21 protein-coding genes and 2 pseudogenes are annotated in these 19,171 nt (G+C 66.8%); 16 read left to right on the top strand and 7 right to left on the bottom strand.

The window, feature by feature from the left end; genetic code table 11:
• From ABF821_RS11320 to ABF821_RS11310, 3 genes and pseudogenes are all read right to left on the bottom strand, one after another.
• Window positions 1-202 (bottom strand): annotated as a pseudogene (locus ABF821_RS11320) (hypothetical protein); the annotation flags it as partial.
• Window positions 199-702, bottom strand: coding sequence for a YbjN domain-containing protein (locus ABF821_RS11315; RefSeq protein WP_114729564.1), 504 nt, complete (start codon window positions 700-702; stop codon window positions 199-201). The pseudogene ABF821_RS11320 and the gene ABF821_RS11315, both read right to left, overlap by 4 nt.
• A gap of 191 nt (window positions 703-893) precedes the next feature.
• A complete protein-coding gene (locus ABF821_RS11310; RefSeq protein WP_183009695.1) occupies window positions 894-1,217 on the bottom strand; it encodes an accessory factor UbiK family protein in 324 nt (107 codons plus the stop codon).
• 271 nt (window positions 1,218-1,488) lie between these two features.
• Between ABF821_RS11310 and rfaD the strand changes: the two genes are divergently transcribed.
• The 14 genes and pseudogenes from rfaD (at window position 1,489) to ABF821_RS11240 (ending at window position 13,614) form a co-directional block, all read left to right on the top strand.
• Window positions 1,489-2,469 carry an ADP-glyceromanno-heptose 6-epimerase gene (gene rfaD, locus ABF821_RS11305; protein ID WP_183009696.1) on the top strand — a complete coding sequence of 327 codons (981 nt, stop codon included), beginning with the start codon at window positions 1,489-1,491 and terminating at the stop codon, window positions 2,467-2,469.
• A 43-nt stretch (window positions 2,470-2,512) separates the two neighbouring features.
• Window positions 2,513-3,361, top strand: coding sequence for a prolipoprotein diacylglyceryl transferase (gene lgt / locus ABF821_RS11300; protein WP_183009697.1), 849 nt, complete (start codon window positions 2,513-2,515; stop codon window positions 3,359-3,361).
• On the top strand, window positions 3,358-4,392 hold the full coding sequence (locus ABF821_RS11295) for a class I SAM-dependent methyltransferase (protein ID WP_310888967.1): 1,035 nt from the start codon (window positions 3,358-3,360) through the stop codon (window positions 4,390-4,392). The genes lgt and ABF821_RS11295 overlap by 4 nt, the downstream gene beginning before the upstream one ends.
• 14 nt (window positions 4,393-4,406) lie before the next feature.
• Complete coding sequence (pgeF, locus tag ABF821_RS11290) at window positions 4,407-5,231, top strand: peptidoglycan editing factor PgeF (RefSeq protein ID WP_183009698.1); 825 nt, start codon at window positions 4,407-4,409, stop codon at window positions 5,229-5,231.
• A complete protein-coding gene (locus tag ABF821_RS11285; RefSeq protein ID WP_182973948.1) occupies window positions 5,228-6,202 on the top strand; it encodes a hypothetical protein in 975 nt (324 codons plus the stop codon). The genes pgeF and ABF821_RS11285 overlap by 4 nt, the downstream gene beginning before the upstream one ends.
• A gap of 119 nt (window positions 6,203-6,321) precedes the next feature.
• On the top strand, window positions 6,322-7,302 hold the full coding sequence (locus ABF821_RS11280) for a ribose-phosphate pyrophosphokinase (RefSeq protein WP_182973947.1): 981 nt from the start codon (window positions 6,322-6,324) through the stop codon (window positions 7,300-7,302).
• 84 nt (window positions 7,303-7,386) lie between these two features.
• Window positions 7,387-7,983 (top strand): histidine phosphatase family protein, encoded by a 597-nt coding sequence (locus ABF821_RS11275; RefSeq protein ID WP_183009699.1) that lies wholly within the window; start codon window positions 7,387-7,389, stop codon window positions 7,981-7,983.
• Window positions 7,984-8,095: 112 nt separating this feature from the next.
• Window positions 8,096-8,737, top strand: coding sequence for a 50S ribosomal protein L25/general stress protein Ctc (locus ABF821_RS11270; protein WP_182973945.1), 642 nt, complete (start codon window positions 8,096-8,098; stop codon window positions 8,735-8,737).
• A gap of 36 nt (window positions 8,738-8,773) precedes the next feature.
• Window positions 8,774-9,352, top strand: a complete 579-nt coding sequence (gene pth / locus ABF821_RS11265) for an aminoacyl-tRNA hydrolase (RefSeq protein ID WP_182973944.1) — start codon at window positions 8,774-8,776, stop codon at window positions 9,350-9,352.
• Entirely contained in the window at window positions 9,352-10,446 is a 1,095-nt protein-coding gene (gene ychF, locus ABF821_RS11260; protein ID WP_183009700.1) for a redox-regulated ATPase YchF, read from the top strand. Before pth ends, ychF begins: the two co-directional genes overlap by 1 nt.
• Window positions 10,447-10,682: 236 nt before the next feature.
• The gene (locus ABF821_RS11255) at window positions 10,683-11,933 is read left to right on the top strand and encodes a glutamate-5-semialdehyde dehydrogenase (protein WP_415530051.1); all 1,251 of its coding nucleotides are present in this window, start codon (window positions 10,683-10,685) and stop codon (window positions 11,931-11,933) included.
• A gap of 38 nt (window positions 11,934-11,971) precedes the next feature.
• Window positions 11,972-12,526, top strand: a pseudogene (locus ABF821_RS11250) (nicotinate-nucleotide adenylyltransferase); the annotation flags it as partial.
• Window positions 12,527-12,682: 156 nt separating this feature from the next.
• On the top strand, window positions 12,683-13,144 hold the full coding sequence (rsfS, locus tag ABF821_RS11245) for a ribosome silencing factor (protein ID WP_220793937.1): 462 nt from the start codon (window positions 12,683-12,685) through the stop codon (window positions 13,142-13,144).
• A 14-nt stretch (window positions 13,145-13,158) separates the two neighbouring features.
• Window positions 13,159-13,614 carry a 23S rRNA (pseudouridine(1915)-N(3))-methyltransferase RlmH gene (locus ABF821_RS11240; RefSeq protein ID WP_174788004.1) on the top strand — a complete coding sequence of 152 codons (456 nt, stop codon included), beginning with the start codon at window positions 13,159-13,161 and terminating at the stop codon, window positions 13,612-13,614.
• A 220-nt stretch (window positions 13,615-13,834) separates the two neighbouring features.
• On the opposite strand, the gene ABF821_RS11235 is transcribed toward ABF821_RS11240, so the two are convergent.
• From ABF821_RS11235 to ABF821_RS11220, 4 genes are all read right to left on the bottom strand, one after another.
• A complete protein-coding gene (locus tag ABF821_RS11235; RefSeq protein WP_183009702.1) occupies window positions 13,835-14,584 on the bottom strand; it encodes a CHAP domain-containing protein in 750 nt (249 codons plus the stop codon).
• 314 nt (window positions 14,585-14,898) lie between these two features.
• Window positions 14,899-15,249 carry a RidA family protein gene (locus ABF821_RS11230; RefSeq protein ID WP_182973940.1) on the bottom strand — a complete coding sequence of 117 codons (351 nt, stop codon included), beginning with the start codon at window positions 15,247-15,249 and terminating at the stop codon, window positions 14,899-14,901.
• A 71-nt stretch (window positions 15,250-15,320) separates the two neighbouring features.
• Window positions 15,321-15,953: a nucleotidyltransferase family protein gene (locus tag ABF821_RS11225; protein WP_415530047.1), complete on the bottom strand. Its 633-nt coding sequence runs from the start codon at window positions 15,951-15,953 to the stop codon at window positions 15,321-15,323.
• Window positions 15,950-17,023 carry an XdhC family protein gene (locus ABF821_RS11220; protein ID WP_415530050.1) on the bottom strand — a complete coding sequence of 358 codons (1,074 nt, stop codon included), beginning with the start codon at window positions 17,021-17,023 and terminating at the stop codon, window positions 15,950-15,952. The genes ABF821_RS11225 and ABF821_RS11220 overlap by 4 nt, the downstream gene beginning before the upstream one ends.
• Window positions 17,024-17,202: 179 nt before the next feature.
• Here ABF821_RS11220 and ABF821_RS11215 point away from each other — a divergent pair, with 179 nt between their 5' ends.
• Together ABF821_RS11215 and ABF821_RS11210 are read left to right on the top strand one after the other, a co-directional pair.
• Window positions 17,203-17,883, top strand: coding sequence for an MBL fold metallo-hydrolase (locus ABF821_RS11215; RefSeq protein WP_415530046.1), 681 nt, complete (start codon window positions 17,203-17,205; stop codon window positions 17,881-17,883).
• Window positions 17,884-17,915: 32 nt separating this feature from the next.
• Window positions 17,916-18,431: a DUF192 domain-containing protein gene (locus ABF821_RS11210; RefSeq protein ID WP_182974035.1), complete on the top strand. Its 516-nt coding sequence runs from the start codon at window positions 17,916-17,918 to the stop codon at window positions 18,429-18,431.
• The last annotated feature ends 740 nt before the right edge of the window (window positions 18,432-19,171 follow it).

The raw sequence follows: 19,171 nt of genomic DNA, 5'->3' as shown, positions 1-19,171 counted from the left end.
GGGGTCGACCCGCGGCGGGCTGCGGCGCGGGCCGCCGGACGACCGTGTGCGGGGCGGGAATGTCGTCGCGGTGCCGGTCGAGGATGACGGACGGGGCCAGCCCGTCCGCCTGCCAGCCGGCCAGCATCGCCCCGCCCATCTGCCCGCATCCGACCAGCAGCAGCGGGGGGAGCGGGGCGGGCGGAGTCTTTTCGTCGGTCATGCTTCGCCTGCGCAGTCGAGCATGGCGGCTTCCAGCGCCTCGGTGGGGGTTTTGCCGCCCCACAGGACGAACTGGAAGGCGGGATAGAAGCGCTCGCATTCCGTGATGGCGATGTCGATCATGTCTTCCAGGCTTTCCATCGATGCGCCGGGGGCGCCGCGCAGCAGGACGGCGTGACGAAACAGCGGCATGCCGCTTTCCAGATCCATGCCGAAATGGCCGATCCACAACCGCTCGTTGGCCAGGGCCACCAGTTCGAACAGCGCGCGGCGCTGCTGGTGAGGCACCTTGAGATCGAACGTGCAGGTGAAGTGCATCGCGCTGACTTCGCGCGACCAGGAGAAATACAGACCGTAGTCGCACCATTTCCCTGGGGCCTCGGCGGCCATTTCCGAATCGTTGCGGCGTTCGAACGCCCATTCGTATCCGCCGACGATCTGTTCCATCAGATCGAGCGGGTTGGCGTCGTGCTTGGAAGTGGAGATGGAGAGGGCAGGCATGTGGGACTCCCCTAGGCCGTGGAGGGAGGGGGCCGGCGTCGTGCGTCGGACCCCGAACGTCTGCAAACCGGACCATGTGTCATTCCCGCCACGGGTGGGAATGTGGTCACACCCCAACCCTATGGGCGGTCTGGCCATGCTGGCAAGCGCGGGCGTATGCGTGCGGGCGATCGAGACGAAAAAATGCGCGTTCAGGCGTAATTGCTGAACGACCCGCCCGGCGGCTCGGGGGCCGGAAACGGCTCGTTGGGGGCGATGACGGCTTCCAGCGTGGCGATTCGTGCTTCCAGCGCGGCCAGCCGGGCGTCGGACTCTTCCTGCGCGGCGCGGGCGCGGGCGGCGAGTTCGCGTACGACCTCGAATTCCTCGCGCCGGACGAGGTTCAGCGACGACAGGGCTTCGTCGACCCGCACGCGGACGATGGCGCCGACCTCCTCGCGCACGCCTGCCAGGGCCGAGAGCGCGCCGCCGGCGACACCGGCGAGATCATCAAAAAAGCGTGGCCTGTCGGACATGGCGGGTCCTCCTATGTTCACTGCCGGGTCTGTGCCCGCACCCGCCGGAGGGAGCGCGGACCGAGGGATCGCATGCGCAGCATATAGACAGTCCGGTGCCGCAAGGCCATCCGGCAATGCGAAAGGCGGGCTTGCGGCGCGGGGGCCGGGGCGGATTGAGACTGTCCATCGGAGTGTCGGAGAGGCTGTCTGCAATCCGCGCTGGCGGCGATCCGAAGCGTAGTCCGGACAGCCTCTTCGAACGTGGCGCGATCTGTTTTATAGAGACGGCATGATCATCATCACCGGTGGAGCCGGTTTCATCGGCTCATGTCTACAGGCGGCGCTTCGGGCGCGGGGCGAGGAGACGGTGATCGTCGACTGGCTGGGAACGGACGACAAATGGCGCAATGTGGCGCGCCATGCGCCCGATCGGCTGGTGGCCCCCGAGGCGCTGGACGCCTTTCTGGACAGCCGGCCCGACGTGTCCGCCGTGCTGCATATGGGGGCGATCAGCGAGACCACCGCCCGCGACGGCGATCTGGTCTGGCGTACCAATGTCGATCTGTCGACGCGGCTGTGGCAGTGGTGCGCGCGGGAAGGGGTGCGGTTCATCTATGCGTCCTCGGCCGCCACCTATGGCGCGGCCGACCGGCCGGAGCAGTTTTCCGACGATCCGGCGGGGCTGGAGGCGTTGCGGCCGCTGAACCTGTATGGCTGGTCGAAACATGTGTTCGACCGCCACGTGCAGGCGTGGACGGCCGGAAACGAGCCCGCGCCGGCGCAGTGGGCCGGGCTGAAATTCTTCAATGTCTATGGGCCGAACGAATACCATAAGGGTGGCATGGTCTCGGTCGTGAAGGTGAAATACGACGAGCTGATGCGCGGCGGGCCGGCCACGCTGTTCCGCTCTAACGTGCCCGGCCTGGCGGACGGGGCGCAGGCACGCGACTTCATCTGGGTGGGGGATGTGGTCAACGTCATGCTGTGGCTGCTGGACAATCCGCATGTCGGCGGGCTGTTCAATTGCGGTACCGGGGTGGCGCGGACCTATCTGGACCTGGCCCATGCGGTGTGCGACGCGGCCGGCGTGGCCCGGCAGGTCGCATTCGTGGACATGCCCGAGGCGCTGCGCGGCCATTATCAATCCTATACCTGTGCCGACATGACGCGGCTGCGCGCGGCGGGATATATTCGGCCGTTTACGTCGCTGGAGGACGGGGTCCGCCGCTACGTGCATGATTACCTCGCCACCGCCGACGCCTATCTGTGACGCTCGCCCGGTTCCTGCCCCCCTCGACGTCGAAGGACGCCGCATGTTGCCTGTACTGATCTTTCCGCAATTCGATCCGGTCATGGTGCATGTGGGGCCGCTGGCCATCCGCTGGTACGCCATGGCCTATATCACCGCGCTGCTGGTGGGATGGCGGCTGGTGCGCCATCTGGTCACGCTGACGCCGCGCGCCGGTACGCCCGAGCAGGTGGATGATTTCCTGACCTGGGCCACGCTGGGCGTCGTGCTCGGTGGGCGGCTGGGCTACATCCTGTTCTATCAGCCGCAGGTCTATCTGGCGCATCCGCTGGCCGCGTTGCAGGTGTGGCATGGCGGGATGTCGTTCCATGGCGGGGCGCTGGGGGTGGTGGCGGCGCTGGCGCTGTTCGCCCGGCACAACGGGCTGAGTTTCCTGGCCTTTTCCGACCGGGTGACCATCGTGGTGCCGATGGGGCTGGGATTGGGCCGGATCGCGAACTTCATCAACGGGGAATTGTGGGGGCGGGCCGCGCCGGCCGATCTGCCGTGGGCGATGATCTTTCCGCAGGCGGGGCCGGAGCCGCGTCATCCTTCCGAACTCTATGAGGCGTTGCTGGAAGGCGCGGTGCTGTTCACCGTCATGTGGCTGGTGGCGCGCCACGAGCGGATTCGCGAGCGGCCGGGCTTTCTGGCCGGGCTGTTCCTGTTCGGCTATGCGCTGGCGCGCAGCTTCTGCGAGTTTTTCCGCGAGCCGGACGCTTTTATCGGGTTCCTGCCGTTCGGGACCACGATGGGGCAGCTTCTGTGCATTCCGATGGCGATTGCCGGTGCCGGGCTGATGGCGCAGGCGATGCTGAAGCCGCCCTGCCCGGTCCTGATGCCGGCCGAGGCCGTGAAAGGCGAGCATTCGTGAGCGGTGCCGCGCCGGAACGGCTGGACCGGTTCATGGCGCGGGCCAATGCGGCCTATTATGCCGGGCGGGACCCGTTTGCGGACTTCATCACCGCGCCCGAGATTTCGCAGATGTTCGGCGAGATTCTCGGGGCGTGGGTGGCCGTGACCTGGCAGGGGATGGGACGGCCCGATCCGTTCATCCTCGCCGAGGCCGGGCCGGGGCGCGGGACGCTGATGGCCGACATGACGCGGTTGCTGGCGCGGGTGGCGCCCGATTGCCATGGCGCGGCGCGCGTGCATCTGGTCGAGACCTCGCCCCGTCTGCGCGACGTGCAGCGTGCGGCGCTGGCGGGACGGACGGCGCATCCGGTGGCGTGGCATGAGACGATCGCGGCGCTGCCCGACGGGCCGATGATCCTGCTGGCCAATGAATTTCTCGATGCCTTGCCGATCCGGCAGTTCGTGCGGACCGAGGCGGGCTGGGACGAGCGGTTCGTGGATGGAGTGGGGTTCGTGACGCTGCCGGCGGTGGACCTGCCGGAAGGGCCGTTCGACCGGCCGGTGCCCGAGGGCGAGATCCTGGAGTGCTGCCCCGACGCGCTGGGTGTGGCGCGGCTGGTGGCGGCTCGGTTCGCCCGGTCGGTCGGTACGGCTTTGTTCATTGATTATGGGTATGACGGCGCGTTGTGGGGCGACACATTGCAGGCGCTGCGCGATGGCCAGCCGGCCTGGCCGCTGGCCGATCCGGGACTGGCCGACCTGACGGCGCATGTTGATTTTGCGGCTTTCGCGCGTGCGGCAACGGGGGCGGCGTGTCATGGCAGCGTGACGCAGGGGGCGCTGCTGGCGGAACTGGGTCTTTTCGCGCGGGCCGGACAACTGGCGCGCAACCGGTCGCCGGTCGAAGCCCACGCTATTCAGGATGCCGCCCAGCGGCTGGCGGCGCCGGACCGGATGGGGCGGCTGTTCAGGGCGCTGGCGGTGACATCGCCGGGATTGCCGGTGCCGCCGGGTTTTGCCGTCGCGCCCGCCGGCGGGGACGCACGGTGAGGAGGGAGGACGCCATGAGCCATGAGGATATCGTGCGGGAGGCCGGGACGATTCCGCCGGCTGCGATCCTGCGCCATGGGCTGCTGGATGGCGTGCCGCATGGATTCTTTACCCGGCAGGGCGGGGTGTCGCAGGGGCCTTATGCCAGCCTGAACTGCTCGACCCGTTCGGGTGACGATCCGGCGGCGCTGGCGGAAAACCGGCGGCGGGTGGCGCGGGCCATCGGCGTGGCGCCGGCGAATCTGCTGGGCGTGACGCAGGTGCATGGCGATGGGGTGGTGACAGTGACGGCGCCCTGGCCCGTCGGGCAGGGGGCGGCGGCCGATGCGATGGTGACCGATCGACCGGGGCTGGCGCTGGGCGTGATTACCGCCGATTGCGGGCCGGTACTGTTTGCCTCGGCGGACGGTCGGGTGGTGGGGGCGGCGCATGCCGGCTGGCGCGGGGCCGTGGGCGGCGTGCTGGAAGCCACGCTGGCTTCCATGGCGGCGCTGGGGACGGCGGCCGCGCAGGTGCGGGCGGTGGTCGGCCCCTGCATCGGGCTGGATAGTTACGAGGTGGGGGGCGACATGCGCGCGCAGGCGCTGGCGGCCGATCCGGCGGCGGACGCGTTCTTTCATGCCGGTCGGCGGGTGGAGCATTTCCAGTTCGATCTGGCGGGGTATTGCGTGGCGCGCCTGCGGGGAGCGGGGGTCGGCGAGGCGGTGGCCCTGGGGGTCGATACGCTGGCCGACGCGGCACGGTTCTTCAGCCATCGGCGCCGGACGCTGGCGGGGGGCGGGCCGATCGGGCACCAGATTTCGGTCATCGCGCCGGCTGGTGCTACAGGTCTGGCATGATTTGCGTGTTTCCCCTCCGTCGTCTCGCCGGGCTGGCCGGTGCGGCCGGTCTGCTGCTCCTGTCCGGGTGTCTGGACGTGCCGCATCCGTTTCGCGATCCGGGGCAGGTCGGGCGGTCGCTGGCCCGGAATGCACCGCCCGCGCGGCTGGCGATTCCGCTGCCGGCGGCGGCGTTGCTGACCGATGCGGCGGCGCGCGAGTGGAGCCGCGACATGGCCGCCGCCCTGCTGGAACAGACCGTGCCGGCGATGGCCCAGCCCGTGCGTCCCGGCGACTGGTGGTTGCGGCTGGGCGCGGAGACGCGGGGCGGGATGGTGGTGCCGACCTACAGCATCATGACGCCGGCCGGCGTGGTGCGGAACGCGGGTGAGGGGGTGGGGGTGCCCGCTGCCGCCTGGGCTGCCGGCGACGTGGAGGCGCTGCGCGGGTCGGCGCGCCAGCTTGCGCTGGCGATCGCGGGGGCGCTGACGGGGATTCAGGCCGACCAGATGGCGCTGGACCCGCACAGCCTGAAGCATCGTGCGGCGCGGGTCTATTTCTCCGGGGTGAAAGGGGCGCCGGGGGACGGGAATGTGGCGCTGGCCCAGGCGTTCGTGGGCGCGCTGCGGGATGCCGAGGATGCGGTGCAGGACAATCCGCGCGATGCCGATTTTACCGTCTCGTGCGTGGTGACGGTCAGCGAGGTCATTCCCGGCGGTTCCGGCCATCCGCAGCAGCATCTGCAACTGGTCTGGCGGGTGGTGGATGCGCAGGGCAAGGAATCGGGGGCGGCCACGCAGCTTCACGATATCGACGCCCATTCGCTGGACGGCCATTGGGGCGAGGTCGCGCTGGCCGCCGCGCAGGAGGCGGCGGGTGGGGTGCGGCAGGTGATCTCGCGCTATTCGGGGCGGGACAATGCGCCGTTGCCGCCGCCTGCCGGGACGCAGGCGGGGGCGCCTTCTGTGGCGAAGGGGCAACGGTCGGGCTGATCCCGCGCCTGCGGCATGGCCGGCATGCGTGATCGATACGCGAGACGGATGACAGGACGGGGCGCGGTTGCTAGAACCCGCGCGCCAGCCATGAGTGCGCCTTCCGGGAGCGTTGCCAGATGAAGATCGTCGCCTGTAACAGCAATTTGCCCCTGGCCGAGAAGGTGGCGGCGGAATTGCGGATGCCGCTGTGCAACGCTTCGGTCCGGCGTTTCGCGGACATGGAAGTCTTCGTCGAGATCCATGAGAACGTGCGCGGCGAGGATGTGTTCGTCATCCAGAGCACCTGCTCGCCGACCAATGACAACCTGATGGAACTGCTGATCATGCTCGATGCGCTGCGTCGCGCATCGGCCCGTCGGGCCACGGCGGTGATACCCTATTTCGGCTATGCGCGGCAGGATCGTAAATCCGGCTCGCGTACGCCGATCAGCGCCAAGCTGGTGGCCAACCTGCTGGTCGAGGCCGGGGTAAATCGCGTCCTGACGATGGATCTGCATGCGATGCAGATCCAGGGATTCTTCGATATTCCGGTGGACAATCTTTACGCTGCGCCGCTGTTTACGCGCGATATCAAGGGGCGGATCGAGCCCGGTTCGCTACCGTACGCGGCGCCTGCTCTGGATATCCCCGGTGGTTTCGAGAACCTGATGATCGTTTCGCCCGATGTCGGTGGCGTGGTGCGGGCGCGGCAACTGGCGCAGCGGCTGAATGTCGATCTGGCCATCATCGACAAGCGGCGCGAGCGGGCGGGCGTGTCCGAAGTGATGAACGTGATCGGCGATGTGCGCGGCCGCTACTGCATTCTGGTCGACGATATCGTCGATAGCGGCGGTTCGTTGTGCAACGCCGCCGTGGCCCTGATGAACCAGGGTGCGGTGGCGGTTGAAGCCTATGTGACCCATGGTGTGCTGACCGGCAGTGCTGTGTCGCGCGTCGCACAGTCGCCGATTCGCATGCTGACGCTGACCGACAGCATCGCCGCGACCGAGGCCGTGGCGAAGGCGGAGAATATCCGCCAGATCAGCACCGCCGACCTGCTGTCGCGCGCCATGCGGGCGATATCGGACGAAAGCTCGGTCTCCTCGCTGTTCGATTGAGCGGCTGAGGGTGCCTCCCCCGGATTGACCGGGGAGAGGGGGACGACCTATCGGGGGTGGATGAACCGACAGGAGCTTCCGGATATGACCACGCTGATCGCCCGGCCTTACTGGTATCTGCGTCATGGCGAGACGGACTGGAACGCCGAGGGGCGGTCGCAGGGGCGGTCGGACATTCCCCTGAATGCGCGGGGCATCGCCCAGGCGGAGGCGGCCGGCGCGCTGCTGGCCCGCGATGAGGCCGATTATGCGCCGATCGCGCGGATCGTGGCGTCGCCTTTGGTCCGCGCCCTGCGCACGGCGCAGATCGTGGCGCAGGCGATGGCCGCGCCGGGTGGGCACCCGTTGCCGGTCGCGGTGGATGACGGGTTGCAGGAGGTCTGTTTCGGCGACCAGGAAGGTCAGCCGATGGGCCATTGGTACGATAGCTGGATCGCCGGCGACTACACGCCGAACGGGGCCGAGCCGTTCGCTGAATTGCGGGCCAGGGCCGTGGCGGCGGTCAATCGCGCGCTGGATGGCGAGGGGACGGTGCTGATCGTCTGCCATGGCGCGATGTTCCGTGCCCTGCGATCGGCGATGGGGCTGCCAGCCAATGTGCGCCTGCCCAATGCCACGCCGCTGTGGGTTCGGCCGCCGGCTGCGGCCGATGCGGCGTGGAGCCTGGACGAGATGGGCTGATCGCGCGGCCGTCTGGCGCCGAAATATTTGCTTCGGTCGGGCTTTTCCGTTACACGCCCCCACGCGCGGGCACCCCTGGAGGCCCGCGTGAACAGGTTTTCAGGAGCAGAACGTGACCCAATTTACGAAACTTGAGGCTTCTTCGCGCGCGAAGGCTGGTAAGGGGGCAGCGCGCGCGACGAGGCGTGCCGGTCAGGTGCCGGCCGTTATCTATGGTGCGAAGCAGGAACCGACGCTGATCGGCCTCGACCCCCGTCTGGTGCTGCGTGAGATGCACAAGGGCGGCTGGCGTTCGCGCGTGTACGACATCACCGTCGATGGCGCGTCGACCACCGCCCTGATGCGCGACGTGCAGTTGCACCCGGTGACCGACCAGCCGGTGCATGTCGACTTCCAGCGTCTGGCCGCCGGCGAGCGCGTGCATGTCGAAGTGCGCATCGTCTTCACCGGTGAAGAGAAGTCGCCCGGCATCAAGCGCGGTGGCGTGCTGAACATCGTCCGCCACAGCGTGGATGTCAGCGTCGATCCGGCGAACATCCCCGATGCCTTCACCGTGGACCTGTCGCAGCTCGACATCCATGACAACGTGCGTTGGGATGATCTGGCGGGCACGGAGAACGTAACCCCCGTTCTGCAGATCCCGAACTTCGTGATCGCCACCGTTGCGGCGCCGACCGTCGACGACACGGCTCCGGCGGAAGTCGCTGCGGCTCCGGCGGCGAAGGCTCCGGCGAAGGGGCCGGCGAAGAAGTAAGAACGGACCTGACGGCCAGACGACAGGGAAAAGGCAATGCTGCTCTGGACCGGGCTCGGTAATCCTGAGCCGGGAATGAGCCGGCATCGGCACAATGTCGGTTTCATGGCCGTCGACCGCATCGCGCTCCGCCATGGCTTTACGCCATGGCGGAAACGCTTTCGCGGCGAGGTGGCCGAAGGGCGGGTGGGCGCGCACAAGGTGCTGCTGCTCAAGCCCATGACCTACATGAACCTTTCGGGCGAGAGCGTTCAGCAGGCGGCGGCCTTCTACAAGATACCAGTCGACTCCATCACCGCCTTTCATGACGAGCTGGATCTGGCGCCCGGTCGGGTGCGGGTGAAGCGCGGAGGCGGCGCGGCGGGGCATAACGGCCTGCGCTCGATGGACAGGATGCTGGGGAGCCAGGACTATTGGCGTGTACGTCTCGGCATCGGGCACCCTGGTGTGCGCGAGCGTGTGACGGGCCACGTTCTGGGTGATTTTTCGAAAAGCGATCAGGACTGGCTGGAGCCGATGCTCGATGGCCTGTCCGACACGGCGCCGGTCCTTGCGGACGGGAAGCCCGAACTGTTCATGACCAAAATGGCGATGCTGGCCGGGGAGAAGGGCTGATGGGGTTCAATTGCGGTATCGTGGGCCTGCCGAATGTCGGCAAGTCGACCCTGTTCAACGCCCTGACCGAGACGGCTTCGGCCCAGGCGGCGAATTATCCGTTCTGCACCATCGAGCCCAATGTGGGCCGGGTGGCGGTGCCTGACCCTCGGCTGGAAAAGCTGGCGGAGATCGGCAAGTCGCAGAAGATCCTGCCGACCAGTCTGGAATTCGTCGATATCGCCGGTCTGGTGCGCGGGGCCTCGCGCGGGGAGGGGCTGGGCAACCAGTTCCTGGCCAATATCCGTGAGGTCGATGCGATCATCCACGTTCTGCGCTGTTTCGAGGATGACGACATCACGCATGTCGAAGGCGGGGTCGATCCGATCCGTGATGCCGAGATCATCGAGACCGAACTGATGCTGGCCGATCTGGACTCGCTGGAGAAGCGGATCGTCGCCCTTCAGAAGAAGGCGAAGGGCAATGACCGCGAGGCCGCTGCCCAGGTCGCGCTGATGGAGCCGCTGATCGCGGCCCTGCGCGAGGGGCAGCCGGCGCGTACGGCGATTCCCGCCGGGCAGGAAGAGGCGGTGCGTCGCCTGCAACTGATGACCAGCAAGCCCGTGCTGTATGTCTGCAATGTCGAGGAAGCGTCGGCCGCCACCGGCAATGACTTCTCGAAGAAGGTGCAGGCGCGGGCGGAGGCTGAAGGTGCGGCCGTCGTTGTCGTTTCGGCGGCGATCGAGGCGGAAGTCAGCCAGTTGGGGGCGGAGGATCGCAAGGAATTTCTTGAGGGGCTCGGTCTGGCCGATAGCGGCCTGGATCGGGTGATTGCCGCCGGCTACGGGCTGCTGGGGCTGCGGACCTATTTCACGGTTGGCCCGAAAGAGACCCGCGCCTGGACGATTACGGCCGGCACGCGCGCGCCGCAGGCGGCGGCCGTGATCCATAACGATTTCGAGCGGGGGTTCATCGCCTGCGAGACGGTCGCCTATGAGGATTACATCCGTTACCAGGGCGAGGCTGGTGCCAAGGAAGCCGGCAAGCTGCGGATCGAAGGGCGGGATTATGTGGTGCAGGATGGTGATGTGTTGCTGTTCCGCTTCAACGTGTAAGGAGATCTTCTTTTTCTGAAGAAAAAGAAGCAAAAAGACTTTTGATCTGTTCAGGGGCGTCGCGTGTCCCCAGCACAAGGCTCCTGAACGGATCAAAGTTTTTTGGTTCTTTTTTTCAAAAAAGAACGGGAAATGATCGCCCGGCCTTTTCTCCCCTTGCCCTCGCCGGGCGGACGGTTCGAAAATGATCCGTTATCGAGGCAGGGAGGCCGGTCATGAACGCAGTGACATCCGTCATGGAAGAGTGGGTCCCGGCCATGCCGACGCTGGGTGCGCGGGCGCGTGAGGCGGCCCGGATTCTGGCGCGGAGTTCTACCGAAACCCGGAATGCGGCCCTGCGCCATGCCGCCGCCGCGTTGCGTGAGCGGCAGGACGAGATCCTGGCGGCGAATGCGCTTGATCTTGAAGCCTCGACCGCGAGTGCGGCGTTTCGCGATCGGCTGACCCTGACCCCGGCGCGGGTCGAGGCGATGGCGGGGGGGCTGGCGGATGTGGCGAAGCTGCCCGATCCGGTCGGGCGGGTGCTGGCGGAGTGGACCCGGCCCAACGGGTTGCGGATTAGCCGGGTGGCGACGCCGGTTGGCGTGATCGGCATGATTTATGAAAGTCGCCCCAATGTGGGGGCCGATGCGGCGGGCTTGTGCATCAAGTCGGGCAACGCGGTGATCCTGCGCGGCGGGTCGGAAAGCCTGCATAGTGCGCGGGCGATTCATGGGGCGATGGCGGCGGGCTTGCGGGCTGCCGGCCTGCCGGAGGCGGCGGTGCAGATCGCGCCGGATGCCGATCGGCGCCATGTGGCGGATATGCTGGGGGCGGCGGGGCTGATTGATCTGATCATTCCCCGTGGTGGCAAATCGCTGGTCGAGCGCGTGCAGCGCGAGGCGCGGGTGCCTGTGCTCGCGCATGCCGAAGGGCTGTGTCACACCTATGTCCATGAAGCCGCCGATCCGGCGATGGCGCGGGGGGTGGTGGTCAATGCCAAGATGCGCCGCACGGGGATCTGCGGGGCGACCGAGACGCTGCTGATCGATGCCTCGGTGGCGCCGGCGCTGTTGCCGGGGATTGTTGCCGATCTGGCGGCGAAGGGGTGCGGCTTTCGGGCGGATGCGCGGGCGCGGGCGATTCTGCCGGACTTGCCGGCGGCCAGCGAGGCCGATTTCGCCACTGAGTGGCTGGATGCGATCCTGTCGATCGCGGTGGTCGATGGCGTGGAGGATGCGCTGGCGCATATCGCGCGGTTTGGCAGCGCGCATACCGAGGCGATCGTGACCGAGGATGCCGAGGTCGCGGCGCGCTTTCTGAACGGCACCGACAGTGCGGTGGTGATGTGGAACGCCTCGACCCAGTTCTGTGACGGCGGGGAGTTTGGCTTTGGCGCGGAAATCGGCATTGCGACCGGGCGCTTCCATGCGCGTGGTCCGGTCGGGTTGGAGCAGTTGACGACCTTCCGCTACGAAGTGGTGGGAACGGGCCAGCAGCGTCCCTGATTGTGACATCGCTTCCGGTTTGGGGAGACGGGCGGCGGATTCGGGTCGGTCTTCTCGGGGGATCGTTCAATCCGGTTCATGTCGGGCATCTGCAACTGGCGCAGCGGGCGTTGCGGTTGTTGCGGCTGGATCAGGTCTGGCTGATGGTCTCGCCAGGGAATCCGCTGAAACCCGCCAGAGGGATGGCGCCGCTCGCGGAGCGGCTGGCCGGGGTGGCGGCGAAGGTCGATGGGCGGCGCATCATCGCGACCGATATCGAGCGGCATCTTGGCACGCGCTATACGGTCGATACGCTGGCGTTGCTGCGGCTGCGTTTTCCCAATGTGGAATTTGTCTGGCTGATGGGGGCGGACGGGCTGGCGGACCTGCCGCGCTGGCGGCGGTGGCGGCGCATGGTCTCGATGGTGCCGTTCGCGGTGCTGCCCCGGCCGCCTTACAATCCGGCGGCGCTTCGGGGGCAGGCGGCGCTGGCGCTTGGCCGTTGGCGGCGGCCGGCGCGGGAGGCGTCAGTCCTGGCCGAGTGCGCGCCGTGCGCCTGGGCCTTTCTTCCTGCCCCGCAGATCGGTATATCAGCAACGGAATTGCGTGCCACCGCGTTGGAGCGTGCGTTGGCGCCTCAAGGTGATCCCGCACGGAAAACATCAGGAGTAAGAGTCATCGCCAGGAAGCCTCCGGCCGATACGGGTACCACTCGTCGCACGGCACCCAAGAAGACAGCCGGCACGACCGGCAGAAAGACAACGGCCGGACTGGCCGCAGTGCCGGGTGCCGCGCGGGCGCCGGGTACGCCGCGCAAGAAGGCGGCCGTTGCCGGCCCCGGCAAGGCGGTGAACCGCGAACCGGCGGAAATCAGCAAGCTGGAAAAATATCTCTCGGTCATCACCGAGAGTCTGGCCGACGACAAGGGCGAGGAGATCGTGGTGCTGGACCTGACGGGGCGTGCGTCGTTCGCCGACCGGATGGTGATCGCCACCGGTATTGCCGATCGGCAGATTTCCGCCATGGCGGCGCATCTGGAGCGCAAGCTGGGTGAGGCGGGACTGAAGCGGGTGCTGATCGAGGGGGCGAACGGTTCCGACTGGGTGCTGATCGATGCCGGCGACATCGTCGTGCATCTGTTCAAGACCGAGGCGCGGGCCCAGTACGGCCTGGAGCGCATGTGGGGGGCCGATCTCGACGTGCCGCCCGGCGGAGCGCCGGACGCCGAGTAGGACGCGATCCGATGATGCGGCTGATCGCTGTCGGGCGCATGAAGGACCGTGTGGATCGCGACCTGTTCCAGCGTTATGCCGAACGGCTGACGCCGAAGCTGGAGATGGTCGAGGTTGCGGAGGGCAGGGGCGCTGCCGCGGAAATCAAGCGGCGCGAAGGGCAGGCCCTGTTGTCCGCCCTGCCTGATCGGGCATTCGTCATTGCGATGGACGAGGGCGGGCGGGCGCATGCCAGCCTGGATTTCGCCCGGCATGTCGAGCGCTGGCTGGGCCTGTCGCGGCCGGTCTGCTTCCTGATCGGGGGGGCGGAAGGGCTGGACGGGCCGGTGCTGGCGCGGGCCGATGATACGCTTTCGCTTGGGCCTATGACGTGGCCGCACATGCTGGTGCGCGGTCTATTGGCCGAACAGCTTTATCGGGCGCGGGCGATCGCCTCGGGACATCCCTACCATCGCGCCGGACGCCCCTGAAAATCCTGCCTGGAAATGTGCGCTGGTGGCGATCCGGCGCGCGTTTCCTGCGCTTCGGTGCTCACGGTCATTGAGGCCGCTCCGCTTCGATGCTCGGAAACACGCGACGGGCGCGCCGCTATGCGGCGCTCTCGCTCACCAGCGCACATTTCCAGGCAGGATTCTGGTGTGTGCGTTGGCTCAGGGAGTGTTTGAAGAAGGCTTTTTGTTGCCGCGCAGTTTAGCGAATGGAGCGGTTCGGGGCGTCTTCGCGGAAGGCGTGGCCGTAGGTCACGCGAGGCAGGCTCTCGGGAGCTTCAGCCACTTCGGTCGTCCGCATCGGATGACGCAGGTCGCTCGGGACGCTGTTGATGGTCTGCGGCACCGAACGCTCGCTGCTGGCAGTCATGATGCGGCCGCTGCTGTCCGGGCGGGAATAGATGAAGCCGTAGGTGGGATAGATGCTGCCGTAGGCCCCGTTATGGGCCAGGGCGACGCGAACCGCCGTCCAGTCATTGTTGGGCGAAACGTCGATCACCGACACGTTGCGGCTGATGCCGCGCTGCGCCCAGTGCGACTGGTCGATCACGATGGTGCGGCTGTCGACAACCTGGCGGACGACCGCGACATGGCCCAGCGGCATGCGTCGGTTGGCGCGGAAATTCAGGATGCTGCCGGATTCCGGGGCCGCGCCGCGGGCATAGACGCCGGCAGCGTTGTACCACCAGTTGGCCGCGTTTCCGCGCAGTACGACATCGGATGCCGACTTGGCGAAGGCCACGCACTGGATGACATGGCCGGCTTCGTGATGCCTGCCGCGACGGAACGCCACATGGTGCCCGTGCTGCACGGCATGTACCGCGTGAGCGGCATGCGCGGCATGATGAACCGACCGGCGCGTGTTCGCATCTGCGTTGGCGGAGAAGACGAGGCCCAGGGACGCCGCTGCTACAGAAAAGAGGAACGCACGTCCCAAACCACCTGCCCGCATCCTACAAGACCTCACACACACTGTCGTTGCCCAACAGGGGTAGCAATGACACTGCAACCCTGACAAGACGGCGCCGCATTTCTCATGCGGCTTCGATGACATTTTCAGAAAACGGGATGTTTGGATTCAGAAAATAGGAATATATTCCTCATCAAAAAATGCAGACCACGGTTATTCAATGAAAAATGGAAAGTGTGGGGATGTGGGGAACGGAGGGGCCGGAGCCCCGGAAGGAGAATCGGAATCGGGACCCGTTGCATAAAAGTGACATCCGGTATGGCCGGCGGGCCCCGTTTCCGGGTGAATCGAAAGGCTTACTTGGTGCAGATCAGCATGATCTCGACCAGGACCTCCGGGCTGGCCATCGTGGCCTGGACGCAGGCGCGGGCCGGAGCGCCATCCTTCGGCAGCCAGGCGGACCACAGGACGTTCAGGGCGTCGCGGTCGGCGATGTCCTTCAGCCAGATCTGGGCCTGGAGCAGGCGGGTCTTGTCGGTGCCGTGCAGTTCCAGCGCTTCGTCGATCTGCTCAAGAATATCGCGGGTCTGGGCGGAGACGTCGCCCTTCAGGTCGCGCGCGACGAAACCCTGGGTGAACAGGAAGCCGTGATATTCCACGACCTTGGACAGGATCGCGTTCGGTTCCGTGCGGATGATCTTGCTCATTGGGGCCAGTCCTTCATGTTGGCGGCCACCGGGGCCGCGCATGCCCTTCTCCGACACCGGGTCGGGGCCAGTCAACCGCCCTGCGGTGGTCGCGACGCGGCGAACCGTTCGAGCCGGGCGGGGGTGTCGAAATCCTCATGGATCGTCTCGTCGGCCGGCACGATGGCTGTCTGTGCGCCGAGTGCGCGGATCAGCGCGCCGGCGCCCCGGTCACCCTCCAGGGTCATCAGTCGCGGGATCATCGTCCGGTCCCACAGGACGGGGTGACCTTGCCGTCCGTCGTGACTGGGGATCGTCACGGGCGGGTTGTCGTGCCGGTGGCGGGCGATCAGCCGGTTGATCAGGTCGGGGCGGAGGGTCGGCATGTCGCCCAGGCAGATCAGCACGGCTTCGGGTGGGGGCTCCGCGATCGCTTGCAGTCCCGCGCGCAGGCTGGCGGACAGACCTGTCGCATGGTCGGGCGCGATGATCGTGCTCAGCGGGCGGGCGTAGGGCGCGTGGGCGGTGATCGCGTTCCGCAGATCTGTCGCGCGGTGGCCTAGCACGACCACGACGCGGTCGATCGAGCTGGCGCATAGGGCGTGGAGGGTGCGGGCGATCATCGGCGTGCCGGTGGCATCGGCGGTCAGCAGCTTGTGGTGCGGGGCGGACCGTGACGATCGGCCGGCGGCCAGGACCAGAGCGATGACGGGGGCTGCGGTCATGTCCAGCCGGGGTGGCGGGCCAGCGCTGCGTCGCGACGCACGGCCACGATCTCGGCCAGGATCGACAGGGCGATCTCGGGGGCGCCGATCGCGCCGATCGCCAGTCCGACCGGGCCGTGGATGCGGGCTGTCCGCTCGGGGGCGACCCCATCTTCCGTCAGCCGCTCCAGGCGTGAGGCCTGCGTTTTGCGCGACCCGAGCGCACCTATATAGAAGGCGGGGCTCTTCAGGGCCGTGCGCAGGGTCGGGTCATCGAGCTTGGCGTCGTGGGTCAGGGTGACGATCGCGGTGTGGGTGTCGATGGCAAGAGAGTCCAGGGCCTCGTCCGGCCACTCGGTGACCAGCGTGATGCCGGGGAAGCGTTCCGGGGTGGCGAGTTGGGTGCGGGGGTCGATGACGGTCACCGCGAAGCCCATCGTCGTCGCCAGCGGTGCCAGGACCTGTGCGATATGGACCGCGCCGACGATCAGCAGGCGGTAGGGCGCCGTCAACAGATGCAGGAACCAGGATTCGTCGACCGCGCCGGTGACGCGGCGGCTGCGGCCATCGCGGAATGACTGTTCCAGCGCCGGGAGCAGGTGTGGATCGATCGATCCGCCGACGGTGCCGGTCAACTCGCCCTGGGTTGTGCGGGTGACCAGCACATGGCGCATGTCGGAGAGGCGTGTTGCCAGTAATGCGGGTTTCCGCTGGTGTCGCAGATCGACCGCCGCGCGCAATATGGGCATGGGCAGGGTGCCGCCTGGGCCGACCGCTTCCACCAGCACGTCCAGTTCACCGCCGCAGGCCAGACCGACCGACCATGCCTGTTCCGATGTTACGCCATAAGACAGCAGATTGGGGCGGCCATCCTGCATCGCGGTCATGGCCGCATCGAAGACGGATGCCTCGACGCAGCCGCCGCTCACCGATCCTTCGATGCGTCCGTCGCTGTTGACTGCCATCATGCTGCCGGACGGTCGGGGGGAACTGCCCCATGTGGCGATGACGGTGGCCAGTGCCGCCGGCTGTCCGTTCTCGGCCCAGGCGATGGCCAGATCCAGCGGGTCATGAAGGAGGGGCTGCGACATCATGCGCATCACTCTATCAGCGTGAATATAGACAGGCCAGCAGCCGTGCCGCAGGGCGGCCTTGCTCCGTCGGTCGTCGGCTCGTACACAACGGAAACCTCCGGCGTCTGGTTCGGGGCAGGGGTTGGAGCGTGGCCCTGGGCCCCGGCGCGCGGCGTGTAAGGCTAGGAGTCGCCATTATGTCGTTGTCTTCCACTCCTGATCTGGCCGGGCTGGAACTGGCCGTCGTGCCGGTCACCGCCTTCGGGCAGAATTGTTCGATCCTGTGGGATCCTGCCACGCGGCATGCGGTGGTGGTCGATCCGGGTGGGGATGTTCCGGTCCTGCTGCATGCCCTCGCGGCGCGTGATCTGACGGTGGATTGCATCCTGCTGACGCATGGGCATCTGGACCATGCGGGTGGAGCGGATGGGCTGCGCAATGAACTGGTTCGGCTTCAGGGCGGAACAGTGCCGATCATCGGGCCGGATGAGCGGGATGCGTTCCTGCTGTCCGATATCGCGGCGCAGGCGGCTCGGTACGGGCTGACGGGCATGGGCAATGTGACGGTGGATCGCTATGTGACCGATGGCGAAAGCCTGCCGGTATTGGGGCGGTCGCTCGCGGTGCTGCATGTTCCCGGCCATACGCCTGGCCATGTGGTGTTCCATGACCCCAAGGCTGGTTTTGCCTTTGTGGGGGATACCTTGTTTCGCGGGTCGGTCGGACGCACCGATTTTCCTTATGGCAATGGTCCGCAACTCATTCAGGCCATCGTGGACCGTCTGCTGCCGTTGGGCGACGCGGTGACGATTCTGCCCGGCCATGGCGATATGACCACGATCGGTGCCGAACGGCGCAGCAACCCGTTCCTGCGGTGATGTCGCCGACAAACAGAAGAGAGCAATGGATGATGTGGGATTTGCGCATGTGCGCCGCGGCGTGCGGCCTGGTTGTGGCGCTGGGCGGAGGGCAACTGATCGGGATCGCGCATGCCCAGGTCGGGGATGATGCGCCGACCAAGGCGCAGGCGGAACTGCCGCGTGAGAACCTGACGATCACGGGCGCGAACGGGACGAAGCACGTCTTCTCCGTCGAACTGGCCACGACCCCGCGCCAGCAGCGGGTCGGCGAGATGTTCCGGACGTCGGTGCCTGCCGATCGCGGTATGCTGTTCGTCTGGCCCTATCCGCAGCAGAGCGACATGTGGATGGAAAATACGCTGGTGTCGCTGGATATCGTCTTTATTGGCGAGGATGGGCGGATTTCGGCGATTGCCGAGAACGCCGTGCCGCAGAGTCTGGCGCGGATCAGCAGCCATGGCCCTGCACGCGCGACGCTGGAATTGCAGGGCGGTGTGACCGAGAAGCTTGGCATCGTTGTCGGCGACAAGGTGGAGAGCAAGGCGCTCACAGCCCCAGTGGGCTGAGAGGCAGTCTACAAAGCCGCTCCGCTGGGAGCGGCATACGTTTCCTGTGCTCCGGCGTGTCAGGTCATGCAAGCCTTGCCTGCGCCGGGGCCTGGGGGCACGCGGGGATATTGCTGTCGTGCGAGACGGCAGGGTTTCAAGCAGCGCTAGGGCATGTTCGTCCGGATCAATGATCGCGATGCGGCGAATTGCGTGATCATGCATGAGGCGTGGGGTTGATTGCCGCCAGTGGGCATTGGGTCCAGCGGGCGATGTCGCGCGCTAGGCAGTGCTCCAGCAAGTGTTGCCGCGGTCTGTTGGAGTCGATTTCGCGATTCCGGTGATAGTCCTGATTCGGATTGATTGGTGACGCGATGTTGCGCGGCCTCAGAACCGGTGTCGTTGCTTCGTGCGGCATTGGGGCGGTCTTTGCGGCGGCCGAGGTGCCCGTTTCCATGATTGATCATCGGCGGGCTGAGGGCTCTGGCGGCGGGGCTGGTGCTCTGACATGCGGCTTTTCTCGGGCATGAGTCGGGTATCAAGACGACTTGGGACGACGCAGGGACGGGAAGTCCCGGAGTTCTGAGTCAACGACGCCATTTTTTTAAATCGGGAAAAACCCCTGTTTTCTGCGCCTTGCGACGGATTTTGATGGGCGTGGACGAATTTTTTGTGGCTTTGGGTGAAAGTCGGCTGTTGACGGTTCTGAGGGTGGGGTGTAGATCGCTCTTCACCGCCGGGGCTGAGGTTCTTGACCTGGC

It is taken from the genome of Gluconacetobacter sp. (genome assembly GCF_047721585.1).
GTDB classification, from domain to species: Bacteria; Pseudomonadota; Alphaproteobacteria; order Acetobacterales; family Acetobacteraceae; genus Gluconacetobacter; species Gluconacetobacter dulcium.
This window is presented reverse-complemented; position numbering and strand designations above follow the sequence as displayed.

Excerpts from the sequence above, each read along its gene's own strand:
- ABF821_RS11315 (WP_114729564.1), bottom strand. The coding sequence starts at position 702 with ATGCCTGCCCTCTCCATCTCCACTTCCAAGCACGACGCCAACCCGCTC.
- ABF821_RS11310 (WP_183009695.1), bottom strand. The coding sequence starts at position 1,217 with ATGTCCGACAGGCCACGCTTTTTTGATGATCTCGCCGGTGTCGCCGGC.
- rfaD (WP_183009696.1), top strand. The coding sequence starts at position 1,489 with ATGATCATCATCACCGGTGGAGCCGGTTTCATCGGCTCATGTCTACAG.
- lgt (WP_183009697.1), top strand. The coding sequence starts at position 2,513 with ATGTTGCCTGTACTGATCTTTCCGCAATTCGATCCGGTCATGGTGCAT.
- pgeF (WP_183009698.1), top strand. The coding sequence starts at position 4,407 with ATGAGCCATGAGGATATCGTGCGGGAGGCCGGGACGATTCCGCCGGCT.
- ABF821_RS11285 (WP_182973948.1), top strand. The coding sequence starts at position 5,228 with ATGATTTGCGTGTTTCCCCTCCGTCGTCTCGCCGGGCTGGCCGGTGCG.
- ABF821_RS11280 (WP_182973947.1), top strand. The coding sequence starts at position 6,322 with ATGAAGATCGTCGCCTGTAACAGCAATTTGCCCCTGGCCGAGAAGGTG.
- ABF821_RS11275 (WP_183009699.1), top strand. The coding sequence starts at position 7,387 with ATGACCACGCTGATCGCCCGGCCTTACTGGTATCTGCGTCATGGCGAG.
- pth (WP_182973944.1), top strand. The coding sequence starts at position 8,774 with ATGCTGCTCTGGACCGGGCTCGGTAATCCTGAGCCGGGAATGAGCCGG.
- ychF (WP_183009700.1), top strand. The coding sequence starts at position 9,352 with ATGGGGTTCAATTGCGGTATCGTGGGCCTGCCGAATGTCGGCAAGTCG.
- ABF821_RS11255 (WP_415530051.1), top strand. The coding sequence starts at position 10,683 with ATGGAAGAGTGGGTCCCGGCCATGCCGACGCTGGGTGCGCGGGCGCGT.
- ABF821_RS11240 (WP_174788004.1), top strand. The coding sequence starts at position 13,159 with ATGCGGCTGATCGCTGTCGGGCGCATGAAGGACCGTGTGGATCGCGAC.
- ABF821_RS11235 (WP_183009702.1), bottom strand. The coding sequence starts at position 14,584 with ATGCGGGCAGGTGGTTTGGGACGTGCGTTCCTCTTTTCTGTAGCAGCG.
- ABF821_RS11230 (WP_182973940.1), bottom strand. The coding sequence starts at position 15,249 with ATGAGCAAGATCATCCGCACGGAACCGAACGCGATCCTGTCCAAGGTC.
- ABF821_RS11225 (WP_415530047.1), bottom strand. The coding sequence starts at position 15,953 with ATGACCGCAGCCCCCGTCATCGCTCTGGTCCTGGCCGCCGGCCGATCG.
- ABF821_RS11220 (WP_415530050.1), bottom strand. The coding sequence starts at position 17,023 with ATGTCGCAGCCCCTCCTTCATGACCCGCTGGATCTGGCCATCGCCTGG.
- ABF821_RS11215 (WP_415530046.1), top strand. The coding sequence starts at position 17,203 with ATGTCGTTGTCTTCCACTCCTGATCTGGCCGGGCTGGAACTGGCCGTC.
- ABF821_RS11210 (WP_182974035.1), top strand. The coding sequence starts at position 17,916 with ATGTGGGATTTGCGCATGTGCGCCGCGGCGTGCGGCCTGGTTGTGGCG.